This window comes from Bradyrhizobium sp. 521_C7_N1_3, assembly GCF_052075975.1.
In the GTDB taxonomy this organism is placed as follows: domain Bacteria; phylum Pseudomonadota; class Alphaproteobacteria; order Rhizobiales; family Xanthobacteraceae; genus Bradyrhizobium; species Bradyrhizobium japonicum.
In genome coordinates, this window is the sequence record NZ_CP197232.1 from 5,071,069 (window position 1) to 5,092,998 (window position 21,930).

A 21,930-nucleotide genomic window follows, 5' to 3' on the forward strand; every position below is an offset into this window, starting at 1 on the left:
GCGGTAACCGGGCTATCCCGGGTGGTTAACGCCTTGATTGGGCTCGCTTTGCCTTGCCACCGCCATATCGTTAGGGTACCCCGCCGCCACGTGGGGACGGGATTCCTGACGCGAACGCATTGGCGCGCGCACCCGGACGGGCATGGGATTATCATAAGTGTCTGAATTATTTGACGAAGTCGACGAGGAAGTACGTCGCGAACAGCTCAAGAAGCTGTGGGACAAGTATTCGATTGTCTTCATTGCCCTGATGGTGCTGATCGTGGCCGCCGTCGGCGGCTGGCGCGGCTACCAGTATCTGGAGGGCAAGAAGGCCGCCGAGGCCGGCGCCGCCTTCGAGAAGGCCGCTGAGCTGTCCGACCAGGACAAGCACGCGGAGGCCGAGGCCGCCTTCACCGCGCTCGCCGCCAAGGCTCCCTCGGGTTATCGCACCCTGGCGCGGCTGCGTGCCGCGGCCGAAGCAGCGGCACGCGATCCCAAGGCGGCCGCCAAGATGTTTGACGACATTGCCGCCGATCGCAGCATCGGCGGTGAGTGGCAGGATCTGGCGAAGATCCGCGCCGCCGGCTTGCTGGTCGACAGCGCGTCCTATGCCGACATGCAGCAGCGGCTGGAGCCCTCCGCCGCGCCCAAATCCACGTTCCGCCATAGCGCCCGCGAGTTGCTGGCGCTGTCGGCCTGGCGCAACAACGACATGACCGCGGCCCGCAAATGGCTCGACGCGATTGCCGAGGACGGCGAAACGCCGCCCGGTTTGCGCTCACGCGCCGAGGCGCTCCAGGCTCTGCTGCCGCCCGTCGCCAAAAGCTGACGACGGCTCCTTGACGTAGACGAGACACAAGATGCGCCGCACGCCACGCTTGATCGCAGCCGCCGTCCTGATCGCCTTCACGGGCATCCTGGGCGGCTGCTCCAGCTTCGATCCAAGCGACATGCTCGACTTCCTCGACACCAAGAAGAAGCTGCCGGGCGACCGCAAGCCGGTCTTCCCGGAGGGCGTTCCAGGTCTCGAGCAGGGCGTGCCGCGGGAGATGTACAAGGGCGCGGCACAGCAGCCGGATCCGAACGCACCGGCCGTCGCGGCTCTGCCTGCCGAGCCGCCGCCCGAGGCCAAGCCGGCGAAGGGTGCCAAGGCGAAGAAGACCAAACAGCCTGCCAGCGCCGCGGCCGCGCCCGCTGAGGCGCCGGCGGGCGAGGTGGACGGCGAGGCCCAGCCGGAGGCCGCGCCGCCCACGGCCGCTCCGCCGCCCAAGCAGAAGATCGTGCGCAAGCGCACCACCGCCCCGCCGCCGGATCAACCCGTCCAGCAGGTGCAACCGACCCAGACCACCCAGCAGCAATCGCAGGGAGCTTTCCCGGCACCGATGCCGAGCGGCAGCTTCTCGCGCTGATCACTTCATTACATTGACAGGCGCGGCCTTCGCAGCGCACGAATGACCGATGTCCTTCACGATTGCCATTATCGGCCGGCCAAATGTCGGCAAATCGACGCTGTTCAACCGCCTGGTTGGGCAGAAGCTCGCGCTCGTCGATGACCTGCCGGGCGTCACCCGCGATCGCCGCGAAGGCGAGGCCAGGCTTGGCGACCTCGAATTCACCATCATCGACACCGCCGGCCTTGACGAGGGCGCCAAGGGCTCGCTGACCGCGCGCATGCAGGAACAGACCGAGGCCGCGATCGCACAGGCCGACGCGCTGTTCTTCGTCATCGATGCCCGCATCGGCCTGACGCCCACCGATCGCGCCTTCGCCGATTTCGCCCGCAAGGCCGACAAGCCGGTGCTGCTGGTCGCCAACAAGAGCGAAGGCAAGCACGGCGATGCCGGCGCGATGGAGGCCTTTGCGCTCGGCCTCGGCGACCCCATCCAGATCTCGGCCGAGCACGGCGAGGGTATGGGCGAGCTGTATGACGCCCTCCGCGAGTTGATGCCGGAGCCTGTCGACGAAGATGAAGCCGAGGACGACGAGCCGCCGCTGACCGAGGAGGAGGCCGCGACGCGTCCGATCCGCGTCGCCATCGTCGGTCGGCCCAATGCCGGCAAGTCGACGCTGATCAATCATCTGCTCGGCGAGGAGCGCCTGCTGACGAGCCCGGAGGCCGGCACCACGCGCGATTCCATCGCGGTCGAGATCAACTGGAACGGCCGCGATTTTCGCGTGTTCGATACCGCGGGCCTGCGCCGTCGCTCGCGCATCGAGGAAAAGCTGGAGAAGCTCTCGGTCGCCGACGCGTTGCGCGCCGTGCGCTTTGCCGAAGTCGTCGTGATGATGATGGATACGCAGAACCGCTTCGAGGAGCAGGACCTGCGCATCGCCGATCTGATCGAGCGTGAGGGCCGCGCGGTCGTGCTCGCCGTCAACAAATGGGATTTGATGGAGACCAAGGGCGGCGGCGCCATCTCGGGCCTGCGCCGCGATGCCGACCATTGGCTGCCGCAGATCAAGGGCGTTCCGATCGTCGCCGTATCAGGTCTGATGGGCGAGGGCATCGATCGGCTGATGCAGGCGATCCAGGACGCCTACGCCGTCTGGAACAGGCGCGTGCCGACCTCCGCGCTCAATCGCTGGTTCGAGCAGGCCGTGCAGGCCAATCCGCCGCCGGCGGTGTCCGGCCGACGGCTCAAGCTCAATTACATCACGCAGAACAAGGCGCGTCCGCCGAGCTTCGTGCTGTTCTGCTCGCGCGCGGACGCGGTGCCGCAGTCCTATTTGCGCTATCTGACCAATTCCATGCGCGAGACCTTTGAGCTGCCGGGTACGCCGGTGCGCATCACCTTGCGCGAAAAGGCCAACCCCTTCGCCCACAAGCGCAAGCGGCCGTCGTGAGCAACGATGCCGGCGAGGCGACGGCGCAGGGCGCTGCGCCGGTCCGGCGCGGCGCGGTCGCCTTCATCTTCGTCACCATCCTGCTCGACATGCTCGCGCTCGGCGTAATCATGCCGATCCTGCCGAAGCTGATCGAGAGCTTCGTCGACAACGACACCGCGCATGCGGCCCGCATCTTCGGCCTGTTCGGCACCGCCTGGGCGCTGATGCAGTTCGTGTTCTCGCCCGTGCTCGGCGCGCTGTCGGATCGCTTCGGACGGCGGCCGGTGGTGCTGCTGTCGAATTTCGGGCTCGCCGCCGACTATGTGCTGATGGCGCTCGCGCCGTCGCTGCTCTGGTTGTTCATCGGCCGCGTGATCTCGGGCATCACCTCGGCGAGCATTTCGACCGCCTTTGCCTATATCGCCGACATCACGCCGCCGGAGCGGCGCGCGGCCGTCTTCGGCAGGATTGGAGCTGCCTTCGGCGCCGGCTTCATCCTGGGCCCGGCGCTCGGCGGCCTGCTCGGCGATATCGATCCGCGGCTGCCGTTCTGGGCGTCGGCGGCTTTGAGCTTTGCCAATGCACTCTATGGGCTCTTCGTCCTGCCGGAATCGCTGGCGCCGGAGCGGCGAGCGCCGTTCCGCTGGACCAGTGCCAATCCGGTCGGAGCGCTGCACTTGCTGCGGTCCAACGCGGCGCTGGCCGCGTTATCCATCGTCAACTTCATCGCACAAGTCGCGCATGTCGTGCTGCCCTCGACCTTCGTGCTCTATGCGACCTATCGCTACGGCTGGGATTCCAAGACCGTGGGTCTGACGCTCGCGATGGTCGGCATCTGCGCCATGGTGGTACAGGGGCTCGCGATCGGCCCGATCGTACGCGTGCTCGGCGAGCGGAATGCGCTGGTGCTCGGTCTGTGCTGTGGCGCGATCGGCTTCGTGATCTTCGGCGCGGCGCCGACCGGCCCGCTGTTCTGGATCGGCATTCCCGTGATGTCGCTGTGGGGCATCTCGAGTGCGGCCATGCAATCGCTGATGACGCGATTGGTCGCGCCCGATCAGCAGGGCCAGTTGCAGGGCGCGACCGCGAGCGTGCAGAGCGTGTCGCAGCTCGTCGGACCGTTCCTGTTCACGCTGACGTTTTCCTATTTCATCGGCGCCAGCGCGCCGTTGCATCTGCCCGGCGCGCCGTTCCTGCTTGCGGCGGTCTTGATGGTCGCATGTGTCGCGATCGCGATGCGGACGCGATCTGCCACGAAGACGGTTTCGTAGGGTGGGCAAAGCGAAGCGTGCCCACCGCTGCTTCGTCAACTTGCGGAGAGAAGGTGGGCACGGCGCTTACGCGCCTTTGCCCACCCTACGGCAGCGTCGACCGTCTTACTTCTTCACCAGCGGACAGTCGCTGTCCTTGAGCGGCTTGGCCGCGTCTTCCGCCGCGATCGTGGCGATCTGCTTGTAGTAGTCCCACGGACCCTTCGACTCCTCGGGCTTCTTCACCTCGAACAGATAGGCCGGGATGAGACGGCGTCCGTCCTGGCGCAGCGGGCCATTGCCGAACAGCGGATCGTCGGTCGGCAGCTCCTTCATCTTGGCGACGACCTTGGCGCCGTCATGCGGGTTGCCGCCGAGCGCTTCCATCGCCTTGAGATAGTGCAGCACCATCGCGTAGTTGCCGGCCTGGGTCATCGACGGCATCGCGTTCTTGCTGGCCTGGGCGGCGAAGCGCTTCGACCAGGCGCGGGTCTGCTCGTTCATGTCCCAGTAGAAGGACTCGGTGAAGGTCAGGCCGTGCGCGGTCTTTAGCCCCAGCGAATGCACGTCGTTGATGAACAGCAGCAGCGCCGCGAGCTTCTGGCCGCCCGATACGATGCCGAATTCGGCCGCCTGCTTGATCGAGTTCGTGGTATCGCCGCCGGCATTGGCGAGGCCGACCACCTTGGCCTTGGACGATTGCGCCTGCAGCAGGAAGGACGAGAAGTCCGAGCTGTTGATCGGGTGCTTGACGCTGCCCAGCACCTTGCCGCCGTTCGCCGTTACGACGGCCGTGGTGTCGCGTTCCAGCGCGTGGCCGAAGGCATAATCCGCGGTAAGAAAGAACCAGGTGTCGCCGCCGGCCTTGGTCAGCGCCTTGCCGGTGCCGTTGGCGAGCATGTAGGTGTCGTACGTATAGGAGATCGTGTTCGGCGTGCAGGCCTTGCCGGTCAAGTCGGCAGAGGCGGCGCCGGAATTCAGCAGCACCGAATTCTTTTCCTTGACGAGGTTGCTGACCGCAAGCGCGACGCCGGAGTTCGGCGTATCGGCGATCGCATCGACCTTCTCGTTATCGATCCACTGCCGAGCGATATTGACGCCGACGTCCGGCTTGTTCTGGTGATCGCCGCTCAGCACGTCGATCTTCCAGCCCTTCTTGAGCAGGCCGGAATCCTCGACGGCCATCTTGATCGCGACCACTGAGTTCGGGCCGCCGATATCGGCATAAAGGCTCGACATGTCATTCAAGACGCCGATCTTGACGGTCTTGTCCTGCGCGTAAGCGGATGTTGCAAAACCGAAGGCGGCACAGGCCAGAAGGGCCGCGTAGCGGCGCGCGAGCGTCGTCGTCATAAAAGGTCTCCTCCATTTTCAATATGCGGACGGCTCTCTTGCGGAGCCTTGTTCCGGCTGATCGCTCTACCGTGTCCCACGGCCGGCGGCAATGCGCCTAAAGCCGGATGACGCTGCGGCGTAGCGTCATCCGTCGGTTAACTTTTGGGCAAAGTGTGTTGAGACGCTATTTGAGCGCGTCCGACGTCAGCCTGAATTTCTGGATGCGCTTTCCGGTATCGACCTCGGCGGTATAGACGTTACCCTTGGCGTCGACCGCCATCGCATGCACCCAGTGGAATTGCCCGGCATTGCGGCCGTTGTGCCCGAAGCTGCCGACCACGCTGCCGTCGTCGCGCTTGATCACCCTGATCTCGTTGTTCTCGCCATCGGCGCTGAGCAAATAGGTCTGCTTCGGATCGGGCCAGATCGCGACGTCCCACACCGCACCGTTGCCAAGTGTGTTCTTCTCGAAGAAGAACTCCTTCGCGAAGGTGCCGTCCTTCCTGAACACCTGGATGCGGTTGTTGATGCGGTCGCAGACGTAGACGAGACCGTCATTGGCGAGCTTCACGCAGTGGACGGGATTTCCGAATTGCTGGGAAACGGGCGCCTTGGGATCATACGCCGCCTGCTTGTTGTCATCGGGCTTGTTGCCATAGGCACCCCAGTGCCGCTTGTAGGCGAGCGTCGTCGCATCGAACACGATGACGCGGCGGTTGCCGTAGCCGTCGGCGACGTAGATTTCGTTCGCCTCCTTGTCGATCGCGGTTTCGGCGGGCTTGCCGAGCTGCGTGATGTCGTTGCTGCCGAGGCTCGGCGCGATCTTGCCGATCTGGGCGACGAACTTGCCGTCGAGCGTGAACTTCAAGATGGCGTTGTCGTTGTCGGCGTTGCCGCCGACCCAGACGAAGCCGCGCTCGTCGACCTCGATGCCGTGCTCGCGGCCGACCCATTCATAGCCTTCGCCAGGACCGCCCCACGACCGCAGCAGATTGCCGTCGCTGTCGAATTCGAGGACGGGAGGCGCCGACACGCAGCACTTCGAGCGGGGCGGGCTGAGGCTCGCGCCTTTCTCGTCATCGGTGAGCGAGCGCGGGCGATGGATCACCCAGATATGGCCCTGCCAGTCGACGGTGATGCCGCCGACCTGGCCGAGGATCCAGTTGTTCGGCAGCTGTTTTGGCCAGGAGGCATCGACCGCGAAGGTCGGGACGTCGCCCGCAGTCGCCGTGCCTGGAAGCACGAACGCGGTGGCTGCAATCAGGATGGAGAAGGCGTGAGAGACTCGTACGAGCGCACGGCCGAGCCTTGTACGACCAAGCCTTGTACGACCAAGACCTGCGCGATCATGCCACGGCGCCATGGCAACCTCCCTTTTTTGGCTTGCGGCTTGCTGCCGCTTGAGCGCGGGCAGTCAATCGCGGGGAGGCACGCGAGTCAATCAGGCCGGCGAGCGGAAGCTCATCAGGGTGCGGGTCTTGTAGTCGTAGAACTTGCCGGTTTCGGTCCAGCCGGGCGCGCACATCGGCACGATGAATTCGGCGACCTGCTCGGGTGTCTCCAGCGTCGCCGGATCCTCGCCCGGCATCAACGTGGCGCGCATGCGGGTGCGGATCGGGCCCGGGTTGAACAGGTTGACACGGAGCGGCGTGTTCGCGGTTTCCTGCGCCCAGGCGCGCACCAGCGTTTCCAGCGCGGCCTTGGAGGCGGCGTAGGGGCTGACATAGGCGGTCGCCTTGTTGGCGGCGCCCGAGGTGATGAACACGGCGCGGCCGGCATCGGACTGCCGCAGCAGCGGCTCCATGCAGCGGATCAGCTGGAAGTTCGCGGAGACGTTGACCGCCATCACGTCGGTGAAGGCTTTCAGCTCGATGTGGCCGACCGGCGAGGAGGGGCCGAGCACGCCGGCATTGCCGACGAGGATGTCGAGCTTGCCATAGCGTTCGTGCAGGCCGGCGCCAAGCCGCGCGATGCCGTCGGAATCGGTGAGATTGAGCGGCACCAGCGTGGCGCTGCCGCCGTCTTTCCGGATCTCGTCATCGAGCTCTTCCAGCCCGCCCTGCGTGCGCGCGGTCGCCACGATATGCGCGCCGGCTTTGGCCAGCGCCTTGGCGGTAGCAAAACCGATGCCGCGCGAGGCGCCGGTGACGAGAGCGATGCGGTTGGCGAGGGGATTTGTCATGGCGGGGTTTTACAGGCGTGGATGGCCGGGACAAGCCCCCATCACCCCGTCATTCCGGGGCGGTCCGCAGGACCGAACCCGGCATCTCGAGATCCCGGGTTCGATGCTTCGCATCGTCCCGGGATGACGGCTGTGCCGTCAGCTCGCTTCCGCCAGGAGAGACAATTGACGCGGCTGCTGCTCGGTCTGGGTCTGGTCGGTGAGGTGGGTCGGATACGCCCCGGTGAAGCAATGATCCGAGAATTTCGGATTGGCGGGGTCGCGGCCGGGCTCGCCCATGGCGCGATACATGCCGTCGATCGACAGGAAGGCGAGCGAGTCGGCGCCGATGATCTCGCGCATCTCCTCCAGCGAATGCGTCGCGGCCAGGAGGCCGCCGCGATCCGGCAGGTCGATGCCGTAATAATCGGGATAGAGGATCGGCGGCGAGGCGAGGCGGAAATGCACTTCCTTGGCACCCGCATCGCGCATCATGCGCACGATCTTCTTCGAGGTGGTGCCGCGCACTAGCGAGTCGTCGATGAGGATGATGCGCTTGCCTTCGATCGCGGCGCGGTTGGCCGAATGCTTCATGCGCACGCCGGACTCGCGGATCGCCTGGGTCGGCTGGATGAAGGTGCGGCCGACATAGTGGTTGCGGATGATGCCGAGCTCGAACGGCACGCCGGAATGCTGGCTGTAGCCGACCGCGGCGGGCACGCCGGAATCCGGCACCGGGACGACGACGTCGATCGGCACATGGCTCTCGCGCGCGAGCTGCGCACCAAAGGCCTTGCGCACTTCGTAGACCGAGCGGCCGTGAACGATGGAGTCCGGACGGGAGAAATAGATGTATTCGAAGATGCAGGGGCGCGGCGCCATCGGCGGGAACGGCTTGTGGATGTCCTGGCCGTTCTCGTCGAACACGATGACTTCGCCGGGCTCGATGTCGCGAATGAAGCGCGCGCCGATGATGTCGAGCGCGCAGGTCTCCGAGGTCAGGATCGGGCAACCGTCGAGCTCGCCGAGCACCAGCGGGCGGATGCCGCGCGGATCGCGCGCGCCGACCAGCTTCTTGTTGGTCAGCGAAACCAGCGCATAGGCGCCCTCGATCTCGCGCAGGGCGTCGATGTAGCGTTCGATGAAGCGGCTCCGCCTGGAGCGTGCGACGAGATGCAGGATCACCTCGGTGTCGGTGGTCGACTGCATCATCGCGCCGTTCTTCACGAGTTCGCGGCGCAGCGTCAGGCCGTTGGTGAGGTTGCCGTTGTGGGCGACCGCAAGGCCGCCGGCGTTGAGCTCGGCGAACAGCGGCTGCACGTTGCGCAGGATGGTGGCGCCGGTGGTGGAGTAGCGGACATGGCCGACGGCCATATTGCCGGGCAGGCGGTCGATCACCTCGCGGCGGGAGAAGGTGTCGCCGACGAGGCCGAGGCGGCGTTCCGAGTGAAAGCGGCTGCCGTCGTAGGAGACGATGCCGGCGGCCTCCTGGCCGCGATGCTGGAGGGCGTGGAGACCGAGCGCGGTGATGGCGGCGGCGTCAGGGTGGCCATAGATGCCGAAGACACCGCATTCCTCGCGGAGCGTGTCGCCCTCCAGGTCGTCCTGAAGCTCTAGCGCGGCTGGGCCGAGATCACGTTGGGCGTCCTGGTCAGGGTGTCGCATCTCGTCCGCGCCTCTCTTTAGGGCCTAATCAACGCGCCGCAGGTTTCTCGATCAGCTTCTTGAGGCTGTCACGAGCAGGTTTACTGTATCCGTCGCCACTGCCCGAAGGCTGCTGCTCGGAATCAGCTTGATCATCATCTGGTTTGTTTTTCTTGAATCTCTTCAAGATGGTGTTCTCGGGGTCGTCAGGCAAGAGGGCCATCAGCCAATCGCCGGTTCCCTGGAGCACCACCCGGGACTTTGCCCCCGTGACCCAGTCCGGACGCTGCTTGTCCGGCACCAGCCAGGTGAAGAACAGGAACGCGACCACGACGATCAAAAGGCCGCGAGCGAGGCCAAACAGGAAGCCCAGGGTGCGATCCAGCGCGCCGATGCGCGAATCCAGGATCATGTCGGAGATCCGGACCGTGATCACGGAGACCACGACCAGGGTGCCCACGAACACGCCGGCGACCACGACGACGCTCGCGACCGTGTCGTTGTTGAAATAGGTCTTTGCGGTCGGCAGCAGCTTCGAGAACGAGTACAGCGTCACGATCGCCGCGGCACCCCAGGCCGCGATCGACAGGATTTCACGCATGAAGCCGCGGACCATCGCGAGCAGGCCCGAGATCAGCATCACACCGAGCAGGATCAGGTCGAGGAGTGTTACTGGCATCGGCTGGTCGGGTCCGCTCGTACTTCAAAGGTGCTCAGCGAATCGGTGTTTGGCCGTGGCCCTAAGTGAGGGCCAGACGGCGTTCCCGGCAAGGCCGCAACCACGCAATCCCATGCTGCTTTTGTGACGGCTGTATAGCGGTGGGGGCGGAGGACGTCACCTCCGCCTAACCCTCTCCACGGCGGAATCTTGCCGGTGTGGCATTTTTCTCCGCCGGAGCGCTCTGTTCGCCGCGGCGGGAGCCCCGGGCCGCGATCTCGGCCACCAGTGTCGTCAGGCTGTTGATCGCGTTCTGGGACAGTCCGGCGTCGCCGCCAGCGTCGCCACCCCGGGCCGATTCGGGCAGCACGGCGCGCTTGAAGCCGAGCTTGACCGCTTCCTTGAGCCGGGCCGGGGTCTGCGCCACCGGGCGAATGACGCCGGAGAGCGAAATCTCGCCGAAATAGACGGCATCGGTGGGTAACTGCGCATTAACCAGGGATGAAACCAGTGCGGCCGCGGCGGCCATATCGGCCGCCGGCTCGTGGATGCGCAGGCCGCCCGCGACGTTCAGATAGACGTCGTGGCCGGACAGCTTGACCCCGCAATGGGCCTCCAGCACCGCCAGCACCATGGAGAGCCTGCTCTGATCCCAGCCGACCACGGCCCGGCGCGGGGTGCCGAGCGAGGTGGGGGCCACCAAGGCCTGTAATTCGACCAGAACGGGCCTCGTGCCTTCGATGCCCGCGAAGACTGCGGTGCCCGGCGTGCCCAGATCGCGCTCGGACAGGAACAACTCGGACGGATTGGTGACCTCGCGCAGGCCAAGGCCGGTCATCTCGAACACGCCGATCTCGTCGGTCGGGCCGAAGCGGTTTTTCACGGCGCGCAGGATGCGGAACTGCTGCGAGCCTTCGCCCTCGAACGACAACACCGCATCGACCATATGCTCGACCACGCGGGGGCCGGCGATCTGGCCGTCCTTGGTGACATGGCCGACCAGGATGATGGCCGCACCCGTCTTCTTGGCGAAGCGGATCAGCGCCTGCGCCGAGGCGCGCACCTGGGTGACCGTGCCGGGCGCGGATTCCACCGTGTCGGTCCACATGGTCTGGATCGAGTCGATCACGATCAGCCGCGGCACCGCGCCTTCCGACAGCGTCGAGACGATATCCTCGACAGAGGTCTCGGCCGCCAGCTGCACCGGCGCATCCGACAGGCCGAGCCGCTCGGCGCGCAGGCGCACCTGGGCGACCGCCTCTTCGCCGGAGATGTAGACGATGCGGTGGCCAGCGCGCGCCATCATGCTGGTGGCCTGCGTCAGCAGCGTCGACTTGCCGATGCCGGGATCGCCGCCGACCAGTAGCACCGAGCCGCGAACGAAGCCGCCACCGGTGACGCGGTCGAGCTCGGTCATCCCTGACGACAGGCGAGGAGCGTCCGGGCTTTTGCCGGCGAGGCTCTCCAGCGCGAATGTGCGCCCCTTGCGCTTGGAGCGGATCGAGACCGGTACGCTGCCGGACGTGTCCTCCTCGGCAAGCGTGTTCCACTCGCCGCAGGACTCGCACTTGCCCTGCCAGCGGTTATAGGCCGCGCCGCAGTTCTGGCAGACGAAGGAAAGCGTGTTCTTGGCCATGGGGACAGCGAGTCGGGGGTTTCAGGTTTGCTGATAGCACGGAATGACGGGTGGAGACGGCGTTCTCCAACACCCCAATTAGCCCAATTCACCGCAGCCGATACACTCTTTGTTAGCTCTACGCCGCCGCGCCGTTCCGGACTTTGCCAAATGTTAGCGGACGCGGGTCCAGTTTCGAAACCGATACGGGATGGCGAAACGAATGACGGTAGTCTTGCGGATAATGCTCGCCGTGGGCATGGCCTGCGGCTTTCTTCTGCCGGTTGGCGGCGCCGTTGCGGCCGACGCCGGGCGTCTCAACATCGTTTTCGTCAATCCCGGCAAGACCGGCGAGGTCTACTGGGACATGGTCGCGCAGACCATGCAGGCCGCGGGCCGCAAGCTCGACGCGCATGTCGAGGTGCTGACCAGCGAGCGGAACTACCGCACCATGCAGGAGCTTGGCTTCGGCGTGGTGGCACGCGCCGACAAGCCGGACTTCCTCATCCTGTCGAACGAGGAATCCGCCGCCGTTCCCATCCTGGAGGCGGCCGAGGCCGCCGGGGTCAAGACGCTGCTGCTCTCGAACACGCTGATCGGCGACGACGCCGCGCGCCTCGGACCGCCCCGGCAAAAGCTCAAGACCTGGCTCGGCGACATCACGACCGATCTCCAGACCGCGGGCGCGAGGATGGCCAATGCCCTGATCAGCGTGGCGCGCGCCGAGAAATGGCAGAGCCCGGACGGCAAGATCCACATTCTCGGCATCGGCGGCGACGAGATCACGCCGGCCTCGATCGCCCGCAACGCCGGTCTCAAGCTCGCGGTGGAGGCCGCGCCCGACGTGGTGGTGGACCGGATGCTGTTCGCCAACTGGACCCAGTCGGAGGCAGAGCAGGTCACCAGGAATTATCTGAGCTGGGCCGCGCGCAAGGAGATCCGGCCTGCCGGCATCTGGGCCGGAAACGATCCGATGGCGCTCGGCGCGCTTCGCGCAGTGGTCGCTGCCGGCCTCGCGCCCGGCGGAAACATCCAGCTGGTCGGCCTCAACTGGTCGGAGGACGCGCTGCGCGAGATCAAGGCGGGCCGTCTCCTCATGACCGATGGCGGACACTTCCTGCTCGGCGGCTGGTCGATCGTCCTCCTGCGCGACTACGCCGACGGCTGCGACTTCGCGGCCGCATCGCCCCGCGTCGAGGCCAGGACGTCTGCGATCACGCGCGACAATCTCGCTTCGGTCGGAGACCTCATCAAGACGCGCGCCTTCGATCGGATCGATTTCGCGCGTTTCAGGGCGAGGGCAGGGCGCTGCGGCCAGTACGATTTCTCCATCGATGCGCTCATCTCTTCGCTGACGCTTCCGGAAGGCGCTGCCGACTGATGCGAAACGGTGACGACATGACCGATCCGGATCGCACGCCGCAGGCGAAGGCGCCGTCGCGCTCGCGCTCGGTGGTCCGCGCGATGCTCTGGGCCACCGTGCCGGTGCTGCTGGTGGTGCAGCTGCTCGCCTCCGCCGGCGTCGAGGCATCGAGCTTCTGGTCGCAGATCGGGCAGCTCGACGCGCGCATTGCCCGCACCGCAGAGAGCCGCGCCGAGCTGATCGCCGAACCGCTCTGGAAGATGCGCTACGATCAGGTCACGAGCGTGCTCAACGAGATCATGCACGACGAGACCATTGCCGCGGCGGCCGTTTATGACGACACCGGCGTCGCGATCGCGCGGGTGGTGGCGCGGCCGGCGGACCAGGCGGTATCGGAAGTCTCGCGGCCGATCCGCTACAGCAACGGCAACATCGCCGTGCAGGCCGGTCGTATCGCGATCGCCTATTCCTATGCGACGGTCTATGCGGACACGGGCAGCCGGCTGATGTTGCTGCTGGTGGTCGGCCTGCTCGCGACATTTGCCACCCTGATCGCGATGCGGATCTCGGCCAACATCTTCATCGGCAAGCCGCTCACCGCGATCATGTCGGCGATCCAGCGCAGCAAGCAGGACGGGCGCGCCTATCCGGCCGACATCAAATCGACGAACGAATTCGGCCAGCTCGCGCGTGCCTTCAACGCCATGCAGCACACGACGTCGGGCGCGCTCGACCGGCTCGGGCACATGGCCGCGCACGATCCGCTCACGGGCCTGCCCAACCGCCGCTCGCTGTCCGAGCATCTGGTGACCCTGAGCGGCGATGCCGGTTCGCCGGACTCGCTGATCGCCTTCTGCTTCATCGATCTCGACGACTTCAAGGGCATCAACGACACCTTCGGCCATGATGCCGGCGACAAGTTCCTGGTCCACATCTCCGAGCGCCTTCGTGATGCGGTCGAACCGCAGGATTGGGTCGCTCGGCTCGGCGGCGACGAATTCGTCGTCATCCGCCCCGAGGTCAGCAATGAAGCGACCGCCCAGGCGTTCGCGCGCCAGCTGTTAGATGCGATTTCCGAGCCGATCCGGCTGCACGACAAACAGGTCGTGCCGCGCGCCAGCATCGGCCTTGCCGTGCGCCGCGGCGGCGATCCCGAGCTGTCGCATTTGCCGGCGCTCGCCGACATCGCGCTCTACCATGCCAAGAGCAAGGCGCCCGGCACGGTCGCCGTGCTGGACGAAGCGCTTCAGCGCGACTATCGCCGCCGCCGGGATCTCGAGCTCGCCATCCCCGCAGGCTTCGCCGAGGGACAGTTCGAGGTCTGGTATCAAAGCCAGGTCGACCTCGGGAGCCAGGCCGTCGTCGGCCTCGAGGCGCTGATCCGCTGGCGCCATCCCGAGCTTGGCTTGATCGGTCCCGGCGAATTCCTGCCGCTGATCGAGCGCAGCGGCAACAATGCGCGGCTGACGCGCTACGTGCTGACCGATGCCTGTCGCGCGCTGCAGCGACTGGCGTCCGCCGGCAGGGCGCAGATCCGGATCGCGATCAATCTGCCGCCGTCCGAGCTTGCCGACCATTCGCTCGCCGCCGAGCTGCGCGCAACCTGCGCGCGCTTCAACGTCGCGGCCTCGTCGCTGGAGCTCGAGATCACCGAGGGCTCGCTGATCAACAACATCGCCAGCGCCTCCGAGACGCTGCACCGGCTGCGGCGCCTGGGCGCGACCATCGCGCTCGACGATTTCGGCACGGGCTACAGCTCGCTCGCACATCTCCGGCGGTTCCCGCTCGACAAGGTCAAGATCGACAAGGCCTTCATCAGCGAGATCCCTGACAGCGCGGAAGACAAGGCGATCGTCGGCGTCATCGCCTCGCTCGCCGGCACGCTGGGGCTGACGCTCGTCGCCGAAGGCATCGAGCGGCCCGAGCAGGCCGACGCCATGCGCGAGATGGGCGTGATGCTCGGGCAGGGTTATCACTACCATCGGCCGCAGCCGCTCGATGCCGTGCTGCAATGGCTCGAAAAGCGGGCGGTGCCCACTGAGACGAGCCGCATGCTCGCCGACAGCCCGTCGATCGCGCCCGAATTCGCCGCCTGAGCGCGATTACGACTGCGTTGCGTTCCAGAGCATGGAGAGGCCCGCAGCGATCATGATCGCGTCCATCACCAGGCGGAACATCTCCGGCTTGAGATGCAGCACGAAGCGTTTTGCGATGAAGGCGCCCGACATCAGCGAGGAGCCCGCGATCAGGCCCTTGATGAAGACCTCCTGCGTCAGCGCGCCGAAACGTTCGAAGGTCACGGACTTCGCGAAGTAGAGGCCGAGTGAGGAGGCCGCTTCGGTGGCGAGGAAGGCGCCCTTGGACAGGCCGTAGAACAGGAACAGCGGCACGCTGAGCGGGCCGGTCGAGACCACGATGCCGGTGAGGTAGCCGATGACGGCGCCGCCGATTGCGAGGTGCCAGAGATTGACCTTGAGATCGTGCCGCGCCAGCCAGTGCCGCACCGGCACCATCGCGATCAGGAAGATGCCGATGGCGAGATCGACGGCGTGCGGGGGGAGCGCGAGCAGCGTGCGCGCGCCCAGCGCGGCGGCCGGAATGCCGGTCACCGAATAGGCCACGCAGGCCCGCCAGTCGACCTCGCGCCACCAGGCCAGGATCCGGGAGAAATTCGCCATCACGGAGGCGACCGCCATGATCGGCACGGCTTCCTTCGGCCCATAGGCATAGACCAGCACCGGCATCAGCATGATCGACGAGCCCGTGCCGACGATGCCTGAGACGGTGCCGGCGATCAGGCCGACGATGAGGACGAAGAGAAAGGCCAAGATGCTCTCCACGAATCGGGAGAGTTTAGCCGTGGCCGGCGATGCGGGCGATCCATTCCAGGCGAGGGAACCGATCGCTCAGCGCATGCGGTCCGGGCCGGCCGTCAGCCTTGTTCGTCCATGATGCGCAGCTTCTCGACGCGGCGGCGAAAATCCTCGTCCGTCGAGAATTCGGCCGAGAGATAGGACGAGACCAGATCCACGGCGAGCCAGGCGCCGACGATCTGCGCGCCGATGCACATGACGTTGACGTCGTCATGCTCGACGCTCTGATGGGCGGAATGAACGTCGTGGCAGACCGCGGCGCGGATGCCCTTCATCTTGTTGGCTGCGATCGAGGCGCCGACGCCGGTGCCGCAAACCATGATGCCGCGTGCGGCTTCGCCCGAGGTCACCTTCTGAGCCACGGCTCGCGCGATGTCGGGGAAGTCCACCGGCTTATCGTCATGGGAGCCGACATCGACGACGTCGTGGCCGAGGCTGCGGATGTGGTCGATAACGGTCTGCTTGAGCGGCCAGCCGGCGTGGTCGGATCCGATGACGAGACGCATGTGATGTCCTTCTTGATTTTACATTGGTCGTGACAGCCGCTTCGCGGCTGTCACGATTGTTCCTGGTCTTAGCTGCGCATGTCGGGCGGCAGCTCGACCCCGTGGAATTTCTTGTAGATCGCGTTGAGCTTGCCGTTCTTGACGTTCTCGGTGATCCAGGCGTTGAGCTTGTCCATCAGGCGCTGCTCGCCCTTCTTCAGGCCGATCGCGAGGTCGAAGGTCGCGAGCGGGATCCTGGATTCGAACACACGCGACGGGTTCTTCACCCCGATCTGGTTGATGATCGTCGCCGACGAGGCGACGCAGTCGACCTGGCCGGAGACGGCCGCCGTCACCATCGTGGCGTCGTCGTCGTAGCGCGAGATCTTGAGGTCCTTGTCCTTCATGTTGGACAGGGTGGTGTCCTGCGTGGTGCCGCGGGAGACGCCGATCGGCTTGTCCTTCAGGTCGGGCCAGTCCTTGACGGTCGAGGATTTCAGGCAGCCGACATCGGATTGCAGCGTCGCATAGCGCTTGGTGAAGTCGATGACCTTGGCGCGATCGGGCGTCACCGACAGGGTCGAGATGATGATGTCGGCCTTGCCGGTCAGGACGTTGGGGATGCGCGTCGCGCCGGTGGTCTGGATGAATTCGAGCTCGAGCCCCCAATCCTTGGCGAGCAGTTGCGCCACTTCGACGTCGGAACCGGTCGGCTTCATGCTGCTGTCCATCATGCCCGAGGGCGGAATGGCGACGTCCGTCGAAATGCGGATCTTCTTGGCCTGGGTAATGTCGTCGAGCAGGTCGGCCGATGCTGGTGTCGCGACCATCATCACGAAGCCGACAAGCGCGGCGGCGGTCCCGAGCAGTGTCTTGTTTGTCATCCTTGGTTCTCCTCTCCCTGTTATGATTTTAGGTTTCCCGTGCCCACGAATTGCATGAGCTCGGGGGTCGTTGGCGATGTCAGGATCGAAGCGGGGCCGGTCTCGTGGACCTTGCCGCGGTGCATGAACACGATCCGATCGGCGATGCCCTTGGCAAAGCCCATCTCGTGGGTGACCATCACCATGGTCATGCCGTCTGCCGCGAGTTGCTCGATCACCTTGAGCACTTCGCCGGTGAGCTCGGGATCGAGCGCGGAGGTGACCTCGTCGAACAGCATCACCTTCGGCTGCATCGCGAGCGAGCGGGCGATCGCCGCGCGCTGCTGCTGGCCGCCCGAGAGCTGCTCGGGATAGGCGTGCAGTTTCTCCTCTAGCCCGACCTGCGCTAGCACTTTTCGGGCGAGGTCCCTGGCTTGCGAGGTGGCCATGCCCTTCACGGCGCAGGGGGCGAGCGTGATGTTCTGCTCGATGGTGAGGTGCGGAAACAGATTGTAGCTCTGGAACACGATGCCGACGTCCTGGCGCAGCGCGCGCAGATCGACATCATGGCGGTCGACGCGATGTCCGCACACGACGATCTCGCCCCCGTCGACCTTCTCGAAGCGGTCGATGCAGCGCAGCGCCGTGCTCTTGCCGGAGCCGGAGCGGCCGATCAGCGCCAGCACTTCGCCGCGCTCGACGGCAAAGGAGACGCCATCGAGCACCCGGAGTGGGCCAAAGCTCTTCTGCACGTCGCGGAGCGACACGATCGGTTCGGAGGAGGAGGGGTTTTGCTGCATGTCAGGCTGGTGCGAGGTTGGACCTGCCACGCCCCATCCGCCGTTCCAGCTTCTGGCTGAACAGGGACAGGGGATAGCACATGGCGAAATAGACGACGGCGATGATCGCGTAGATGGCGAACGGCTCGAACAGCGAGTTGTTGACGATCTGGCCCGACCGCATCAGTTCGACGAAGCCGACCACTGAGGCAAGCGAGGTGTTCTTGATGATCTGCACCATGAAGCCGACGGTCGGCGGCGTCGCGATGCGGATCGCCTGCGGCAGGATCACCTTCATCATGCGCTGGGTGCGGCTCAGCGCGAGTCCTTCGGCGGCCTCCCATTGCGGCTTCGGCACCGACTGGATGCAGCCGCGCCAGATCTCGCCGAGATAGGCCGAGACATAGAGCGTGAGCGAAGCGCCGGCGGCAGCTAACGGCGAGACCTTGAGGCCGATCGCGGCGAGGCCGAAATAGCCGAGGAACAGGATGACGAGCAGCGGCGTGCCCTGGATCAGCTGGACATAGACGCCGCTGGCGATCCGCACCGATTTGAGCGGCGAGATGCGCGCCAGCGCGATCACGAAGCCGACGATGCCGCCGCCGATCAGCGCGATCACGGACAGGCCAACCGTCCACAGCGCGCCCTGACCGAGGAACATCAGATGATTGATGTTGAGATGTCCGCCCATGGTCATCTCACAACGGCGTGCCGAGCCGGCGCCGGCGCGGAAACAGCACGAGGCCGAGGCCCCAGAAGCCCGCGCGCATCACCAGCGACAGGATGACGTAGAGCACGGCGACGATGATGTAGGTCTCGAACGCGCGATAGGTGTCCGACTGGATGTAGTTGGCGACGGCGGTGAGTTCTTCCGCCGAGATCTGCGAGCAGACCGAGGAGGCCAGCATCAACAGCACGAACTGGCTGGTCAGCGCCGGATAGACCTTCTCGATCGCCGGCAGCAGGATGATGTGCCAGTAGATCTGCAGTCGCGACAGCGCGAGCCCCTCGGCGGCCTCGATCTGTCCGCGCGGGATCGCCTCGAAGCCGGCGCGCATGATCTCGGCGGTGTAGGCGCCGACGTTGATCGTCAACGCGGCCACGGCCACCGTGAAGGCGGAGAATTTCAGCCCCAGGCTGGCGAGGCCGAAATAGACCAGGAAGATCTGCACCAGCAGCGGCGTGTTGCGGATGGTCTCGACATAGACTTTGCAGGCGCCCGCGATCAGCGGGCTTCGTGAGCCGCGGCCGACGGCTGCGAGCGTGCCGAACAGGGCGCCGAGCACCGTCGCGAAGGCCGCCAACTCCAGCGTCAGCGCCGCGCCGGCCAGAAGACTTGGCCAACGCTCCAGCACCGCGGGAAAGTCGAGTTGGAGGCTCATCGTATCGGCTTCAGCCCGTCACCTGGTTGGTCATGCGGTCATAGACGCGGAACAGCGCCTGGTTGCCGTTGCTGCCTTCGCCATGCGCGCGTGCGTCCACGTACTGGCTGGTGACGAGCGCGGTTCCGGGCAACGGCACGCTCAGCGCCTGTGCGTGCTCCTGCACCAGGCGGAGGTCCTTGAGCTGGAGATCGATCCGGAAGCCGGCGGAGACGTCGCCCGCGATCATTGCGGGGCCGAGCTTGTCGAGCATCCAGGAGGCGGCGGAGCCACCGAGCAGAACGCGACGCAGCAGATTGAGATCGATGCCAGACGCGCGCCCGAGCGCGAGCGCCTCGCAGATCGCCTGGATGTTGATACCGCAGATCAGCTGATTGCAGAGCTTGACGGTTTGCCCCGCGCCGGATGCGCCGACATGCGTGATGGTCGTGCCCATCGCGCGGAAGAACGGCTCGGCCTGCGCAAAGGCCGCCGCATCGCCGCCGGCCATGATCGAGAGCGCAGCGTTCTTGGCGCCCACGGGCCCGCCGGAGACCGGCGCGTCGATGAAGCTGACGCCGACCTTTTGCAGGTCGGCATGGATGCGGCGGACGGCGACCGGCGAGATCGTGCTCATGTCGACGATAAGCTTGCCCGGTGGCGGCGACTTCAGGAGGCCGTTCTCGCCGTAGATAGTCGCTTCGACATGGGGCGTGTCGGGGAGCATGGTGATGACGATGTCGGCGCCTTGTGCTGCGTCGGCGGGGCTGTTGGCGCCGGCCGCGCCTTCCTTGACGCTGTCGGCCAAGGCGGCTTGGTTGAGATCGAAGACGCGAACCGCATGCCCGGCCACCAGGAGGTTGCGCACCATCTCGCGGCCCATCGTGCCGATGCCGATGAAGCCGACATTGCCCTTGTCGTTCCGTCCCATGTCAGTCGTCCGTTTCTTGGTTGATTGGTTTCTTGGTTGTTGGCCTGCCGCGATCAGCCTGAGGCGCTGGTCTTGTCGATGTCGCCGACGACGGCGCGCCTGCGGTATTCGTCGCCAATGGCAAAATGCTTGCGCAGCGTCGCGTCCGCTCGCTCGGGGTCGCGCGCGATGATCGCGTCGAAGATGCGCCGGTGGTCGTCGATCAGGTACGTCTTCATCGACGGGAAGGCCTGGACCAGCTCGCGGCGGCTGCGATGCGAGTGCGTCAGCAGTCCCGCCAGCGAACCGTGCAGGACCGTCAGCGTTTCCGAATGCGAGGCCACGACGATGGCGCGATGGAATTCGAAGTCGGCCATGCCGCCGGCATCCGCCTCGTCGATCGTCTCTCCGATCTTCGCGAGCGCACGCTGCAGGCGTTCGAAGTCGGCGATGTTGGCGCGCTCGCAGGCGAGGCGGATCGCCTGACACTCGATCGCGACGCGCGCCTGCATGACGTCATCGAGCATGTCCGCCTGCTGCGCGAGCGCGAAGGTGAAGAAGTCGTTCAACACGGAGACGTCCGGCTGCGTCACGACAGTGCCGATGCGGTCGCGGATTTCGACGATGCCGAGCACGGTGAGGGCGCGCAGCGCCTCGCGGACGATCGGCCGGCTGACGCCGAGGAGGGTCGCCAGCTCGCGCTCGGAAATCAGGCGGTCGCCGGGCTTGAGCGAGCCTGCAAGCAGGCGTTCGCGCAGGAAGGCGAACACCTTCTCGAACCCTTTTTCGCCCTCGGTGGCCCGCTTCAGTTCCATCCCGGTCTCTTTTGGTCTGATCGTGGTCAGACCAGTAGGATAACCAGAGCGTGGGCGTCAAGAGCCTTGGTTAATTGCGGGTGTCGCAGGCGCGGCCAATCCGATCGGTTCCCCGGCCGGATCCTTCAAATTTGAGGCGTATTGATCGGAGCGTTCACTCAAAGAATTTGAGGTCCGCGATGCCCGATCATCATTCCTTCTCCGCCCTCGACCGTCATGCGGCTCTCAGCGGATCCGACAACGGATTTCCCTGGTATGCGGGCGCAATGCTCGCGGTCGAAGCCAGCGAGGTGGTGCGGCTGCGCTGCGAGAAGCTCAGCCATGGCGACGAGGCCGCCGGGCAGGAGGCGGTGCTGATGGTCAGCGAGAAGATCGCCGCGGCTTTCGAGGCGGCCGCGAGCCTGCTTGCGGGAGCCACCCCGACGGCCATCGTCCAGCGCTATCGCGAGCACGTGGCCGCGAACGCCAGGCGGTTGTCCGCGAATGAGGCTCCATGACCGAGTTGCGCTGCTGACAGCATGTTGGCAGCAGGGGCAGGCTACGACCACCTCCTGACAAAACGGGGAGTGGGTCCATGCCGATCGAGGCAAGCTGTCATTGCGGTGAGACGGTGTTCGAGGTGACGGAGGTGCCGGCGAGCGTGACGCGCTGCACCTGCTCACTCTGCGCCAAGCGGGGCGCGTTGTGGGCCTATTACACGCCGGCGCAATTTCGCCTGCTGTCGCCGCCGGAAAATGTCGCGACCTATCTTTGGGGCAGCCGCACGGTCAAACATCATTTCTGCGCGAGCTGCGGCTGCGGCACCTATTCGGAGTCGCCGGACTGGTCTACCGGCAAGCCCGATTTCGACAACCCCAAGGTCGCGGTGAATGCACGCCTGTTCGACGATTTCGATCTCGAGGCCGTGCCGGTGAACATGATCGACGGCAGGAATTTGTGGTGAGCATGCAGGATTCACGCATGCCTCTGCTGCAAGCCGGTGCTCTTGAGGCACTTTTGAAAAGCTGATT

Annotated in this window: 22 protein-coding genes; 8 read left to right on the forward strand and 14 right to left on the reverse strand. The window is 65.6% G+C overall.

The genetic code is table 11. The features are described from left to right. Positions 1–157: 157 nt before the first annotated feature. The 4 genes from AB7008_RS23360 to AB7008_RS23375 are packed head-to-tail and all read left to right on the forward strand — an operon-like array spanning position 158 to position 4,079. On the forward strand, positions 158–811 hold the full coding sequence (locus AB7008_RS23360) for a tetratricopeptide repeat protein (RefSeq protein WP_304493996.1): 654 nt from the start codon (positions 158–160) through the stop codon (positions 809–811). Positions 812–842: 31 nt separating this feature from the next. Further along, on the forward strand, positions 843–1,391 hold the full coding sequence (locus tag AB7008_RS23365) for a hypothetical protein (RefSeq protein WP_304493997.1): 549 nt from the start codon (positions 843–845) through the stop codon (positions 1,389–1,391). Between the two features lie 49 nt (positions 1,392–1,440). Beyond that, positions 1,441–2,826 carry a ribosome biogenesis GTPase Der gene (gene der / locus AB7008_RS23370; RefSeq protein ID WP_028157592.1) on the forward strand — a complete coding sequence of 462 codons (1,386 nt, stop codon included), beginning with the start codon at positions 1,441–1,443 and terminating at the stop codon, positions 2,824–2,826. Further along, a complete protein-coding gene (locus AB7008_RS23375; protein ID WP_304493998.1) occupies positions 2,823–4,079 on the forward strand; it encodes a TCR/Tet family MFS transporter in 1,257 nt (418 codons plus the stop codon). Before der ends, AB7008_RS23375 begins: the two co-directional genes overlap by 4 nt. 105 nt (positions 4,080–4,184) lie before the next feature. Here AB7008_RS23375 and AB7008_RS23380 read toward each other — a convergent pair whose 3' ends face one another. The 6 genes from AB7008_RS23380 to radA all read right to left on the reverse strand — a co-directional run bounded on the left by AB7008_RS23380 (position 4,185) and on the right by radA (position 11,492). Then, a complete protein-coding gene (locus AB7008_RS23380) occupies positions 4,185–5,411 on the reverse strand; it encodes an ABC transporter substrate-binding protein (protein ID WP_041957795.1) in 1,227 nt (408 codons plus the stop codon). 166 nt (positions 5,412–5,577) lie between these two features. Continuing rightward, entirely contained in the window at positions 5,578–6,756 is a 1,179-nt protein-coding gene (locus tag AB7008_RS23385) for a hypothetical protein (RefSeq protein WP_441259590.1), read from the reverse strand. A 78-nt stretch (positions 6,757–6,834) separates the two neighbouring features. After that, entirely contained in the window at positions 6,835–7,575 is a 741-nt protein-coding gene (locus tag AB7008_RS23390; RefSeq protein ID WP_304494001.1) for an SDR family NAD(P)-dependent oxidoreductase, read from the reverse strand. Between the two features lie 138 nt (positions 7,576–7,713). Then, complete coding sequence (gene purF, locus AB7008_RS23395) at positions 7,714–9,219, reverse strand: amidophosphoribosyltransferase (protein WP_014495832.1); 1,506 nt, start codon at positions 9,217–9,219, stop codon at positions 7,714–7,716. Positions 9,220–9,247: 28 nt separating this feature from the next. Continuing rightward, positions 9,248–9,877, reverse strand: a complete 630-nt coding sequence (locus AB7008_RS23400) for a CvpA family protein (RefSeq protein WP_011086837.1) — start codon at positions 9,875–9,877, stop codon at positions 9,248–9,250. Between the two features lie 166 nt (positions 9,878–10,043). Next, positions 10,044–11,492, reverse strand: a complete 1,449-nt coding sequence (radA, locus tag AB7008_RS23405) for a DNA repair protein RadA (RefSeq protein ID WP_441259591.1) — start codon at positions 11,490–11,492, stop codon at positions 10,044–10,046. Positions 11,493–11,694: 202 nt separating this feature from the next. Between radA and AB7008_RS23410 the strand changes: the two genes are divergently transcribed. Further along, entirely contained in the window at positions 11,695–12,852 is a 1,158-nt protein-coding gene (locus AB7008_RS23410; RefSeq protein ID WP_441259592.1) for an ABC transporter substrate-binding protein, read from the forward strand. Continuing rightward, positions 12,852–14,930, forward strand: a complete 2,079-nt coding sequence (locus tag AB7008_RS23415; RefSeq protein WP_441259593.1) for a putative bifunctional diguanylate cyclase/phosphodiesterase — start codon at positions 12,852–12,854, stop codon at positions 14,928–14,930. The genes AB7008_RS23410 and AB7008_RS23415 overlap by 1 nt, the downstream gene beginning before the upstream one ends. A 6-nt stretch (positions 14,931–14,936) precedes the next feature. Here AB7008_RS23415 and AB7008_RS23420 read toward each other — a convergent pair whose 3' ends face one another. The 8 genes from AB7008_RS23420 to AB7008_RS23455 form a co-directional block, all read right to left on the reverse strand. Then, a complete protein-coding gene (locus tag AB7008_RS23420) occupies positions 14,937–15,662 on the reverse strand; it encodes a sulfite exporter TauE/SafE family protein (RefSeq protein WP_441259594.1) in 726 nt (241 codons plus the stop codon). Between the two features lie 104 nt (positions 15,663–15,766). Next, the gene (gene rpiB, locus AB7008_RS23425) at positions 15,767–16,213 is read right to left on the reverse strand and encodes a ribose 5-phosphate isomerase B (protein WP_028149726.1); all 447 of its coding nucleotides are present in this window, start codon (positions 16,211–16,213) and stop codon (positions 15,767–15,769) included. Positions 16,214–16,281: 68 nt separating this feature from the next. Beyond that, entirely contained in the window at positions 16,282–17,076 is a 795-nt protein-coding gene (locus tag AB7008_RS23430; protein ID WP_248883007.1) for a transporter substrate-binding domain-containing protein, read from the reverse strand. Positions 17,077–17,096: 20 nt separating this feature from the next. Then, on the reverse strand, positions 17,097–17,855 hold the full coding sequence (locus AB7008_RS23435; RefSeq protein ID WP_304494180.1) for an amino acid ABC transporter ATP-binding protein: 759 nt from the start codon (positions 17,853–17,855) through the stop codon (positions 17,097–17,099). A gap of 1 nt (position 17,856) precedes the next feature. Then, positions 17,857–18,525, reverse strand: a complete 669-nt coding sequence (locus tag AB7008_RS23440) for an amino acid ABC transporter permease (RefSeq protein ID WP_028157580.1) — start codon at positions 18,523–18,525, stop codon at positions 17,857–17,859. A gap of 7 nt (positions 18,526–18,532) precedes the next feature. Further along, complete coding sequence (locus tag AB7008_RS23445) at positions 18,533–19,216, reverse strand: amino acid ABC transporter permease (RefSeq protein WP_441259595.1); 684 nt, start codon at positions 19,214–19,216, stop codon at positions 18,533–18,535. Positions 19,217–19,226: 10 nt separating this feature from the next. After that, entirely contained in the window at positions 19,227–20,180 is a 954-nt protein-coding gene (locus AB7008_RS23450) for an NAD(P)-dependent oxidoreductase (protein WP_430649113.1), read from the reverse strand. Then, entirely contained in the window at positions 20,180–20,920 is a 741-nt protein-coding gene (locus AB7008_RS23455; protein WP_014495821.1) for a FadR/GntR family transcriptional regulator, read from the reverse strand. Before AB7008_RS23455 ends, AB7008_RS23450 begins: the two co-directional genes overlap by 1 nt. A gap of 179 nt (positions 20,921–21,099) precedes the next feature. Between AB7008_RS23455 and AB7008_RS23460 the strand changes: the two genes are divergently transcribed. Together AB7008_RS23460 and AB7008_RS23465 are read left to right on the forward strand one after the other, a co-directional pair. Beyond that, positions 21,100–21,417, forward strand: a complete 318-nt coding sequence (locus AB7008_RS23460) for a hypothetical protein (RefSeq protein WP_028157577.1) — start codon at positions 21,100–21,102, stop codon at positions 21,415–21,417. A 77-nt stretch (positions 21,418–21,494) separates the two neighbouring features. After that, on the forward strand, positions 21,495–21,863 hold the full coding sequence (locus tag AB7008_RS23465; protein WP_248883013.1) for a GFA family protein: 369 nt from the start codon (positions 21,495–21,497) through the stop codon (positions 21,861–21,863). The last annotated feature ends 67 nt before the right edge of the window (positions 21,864–21,930 follow it).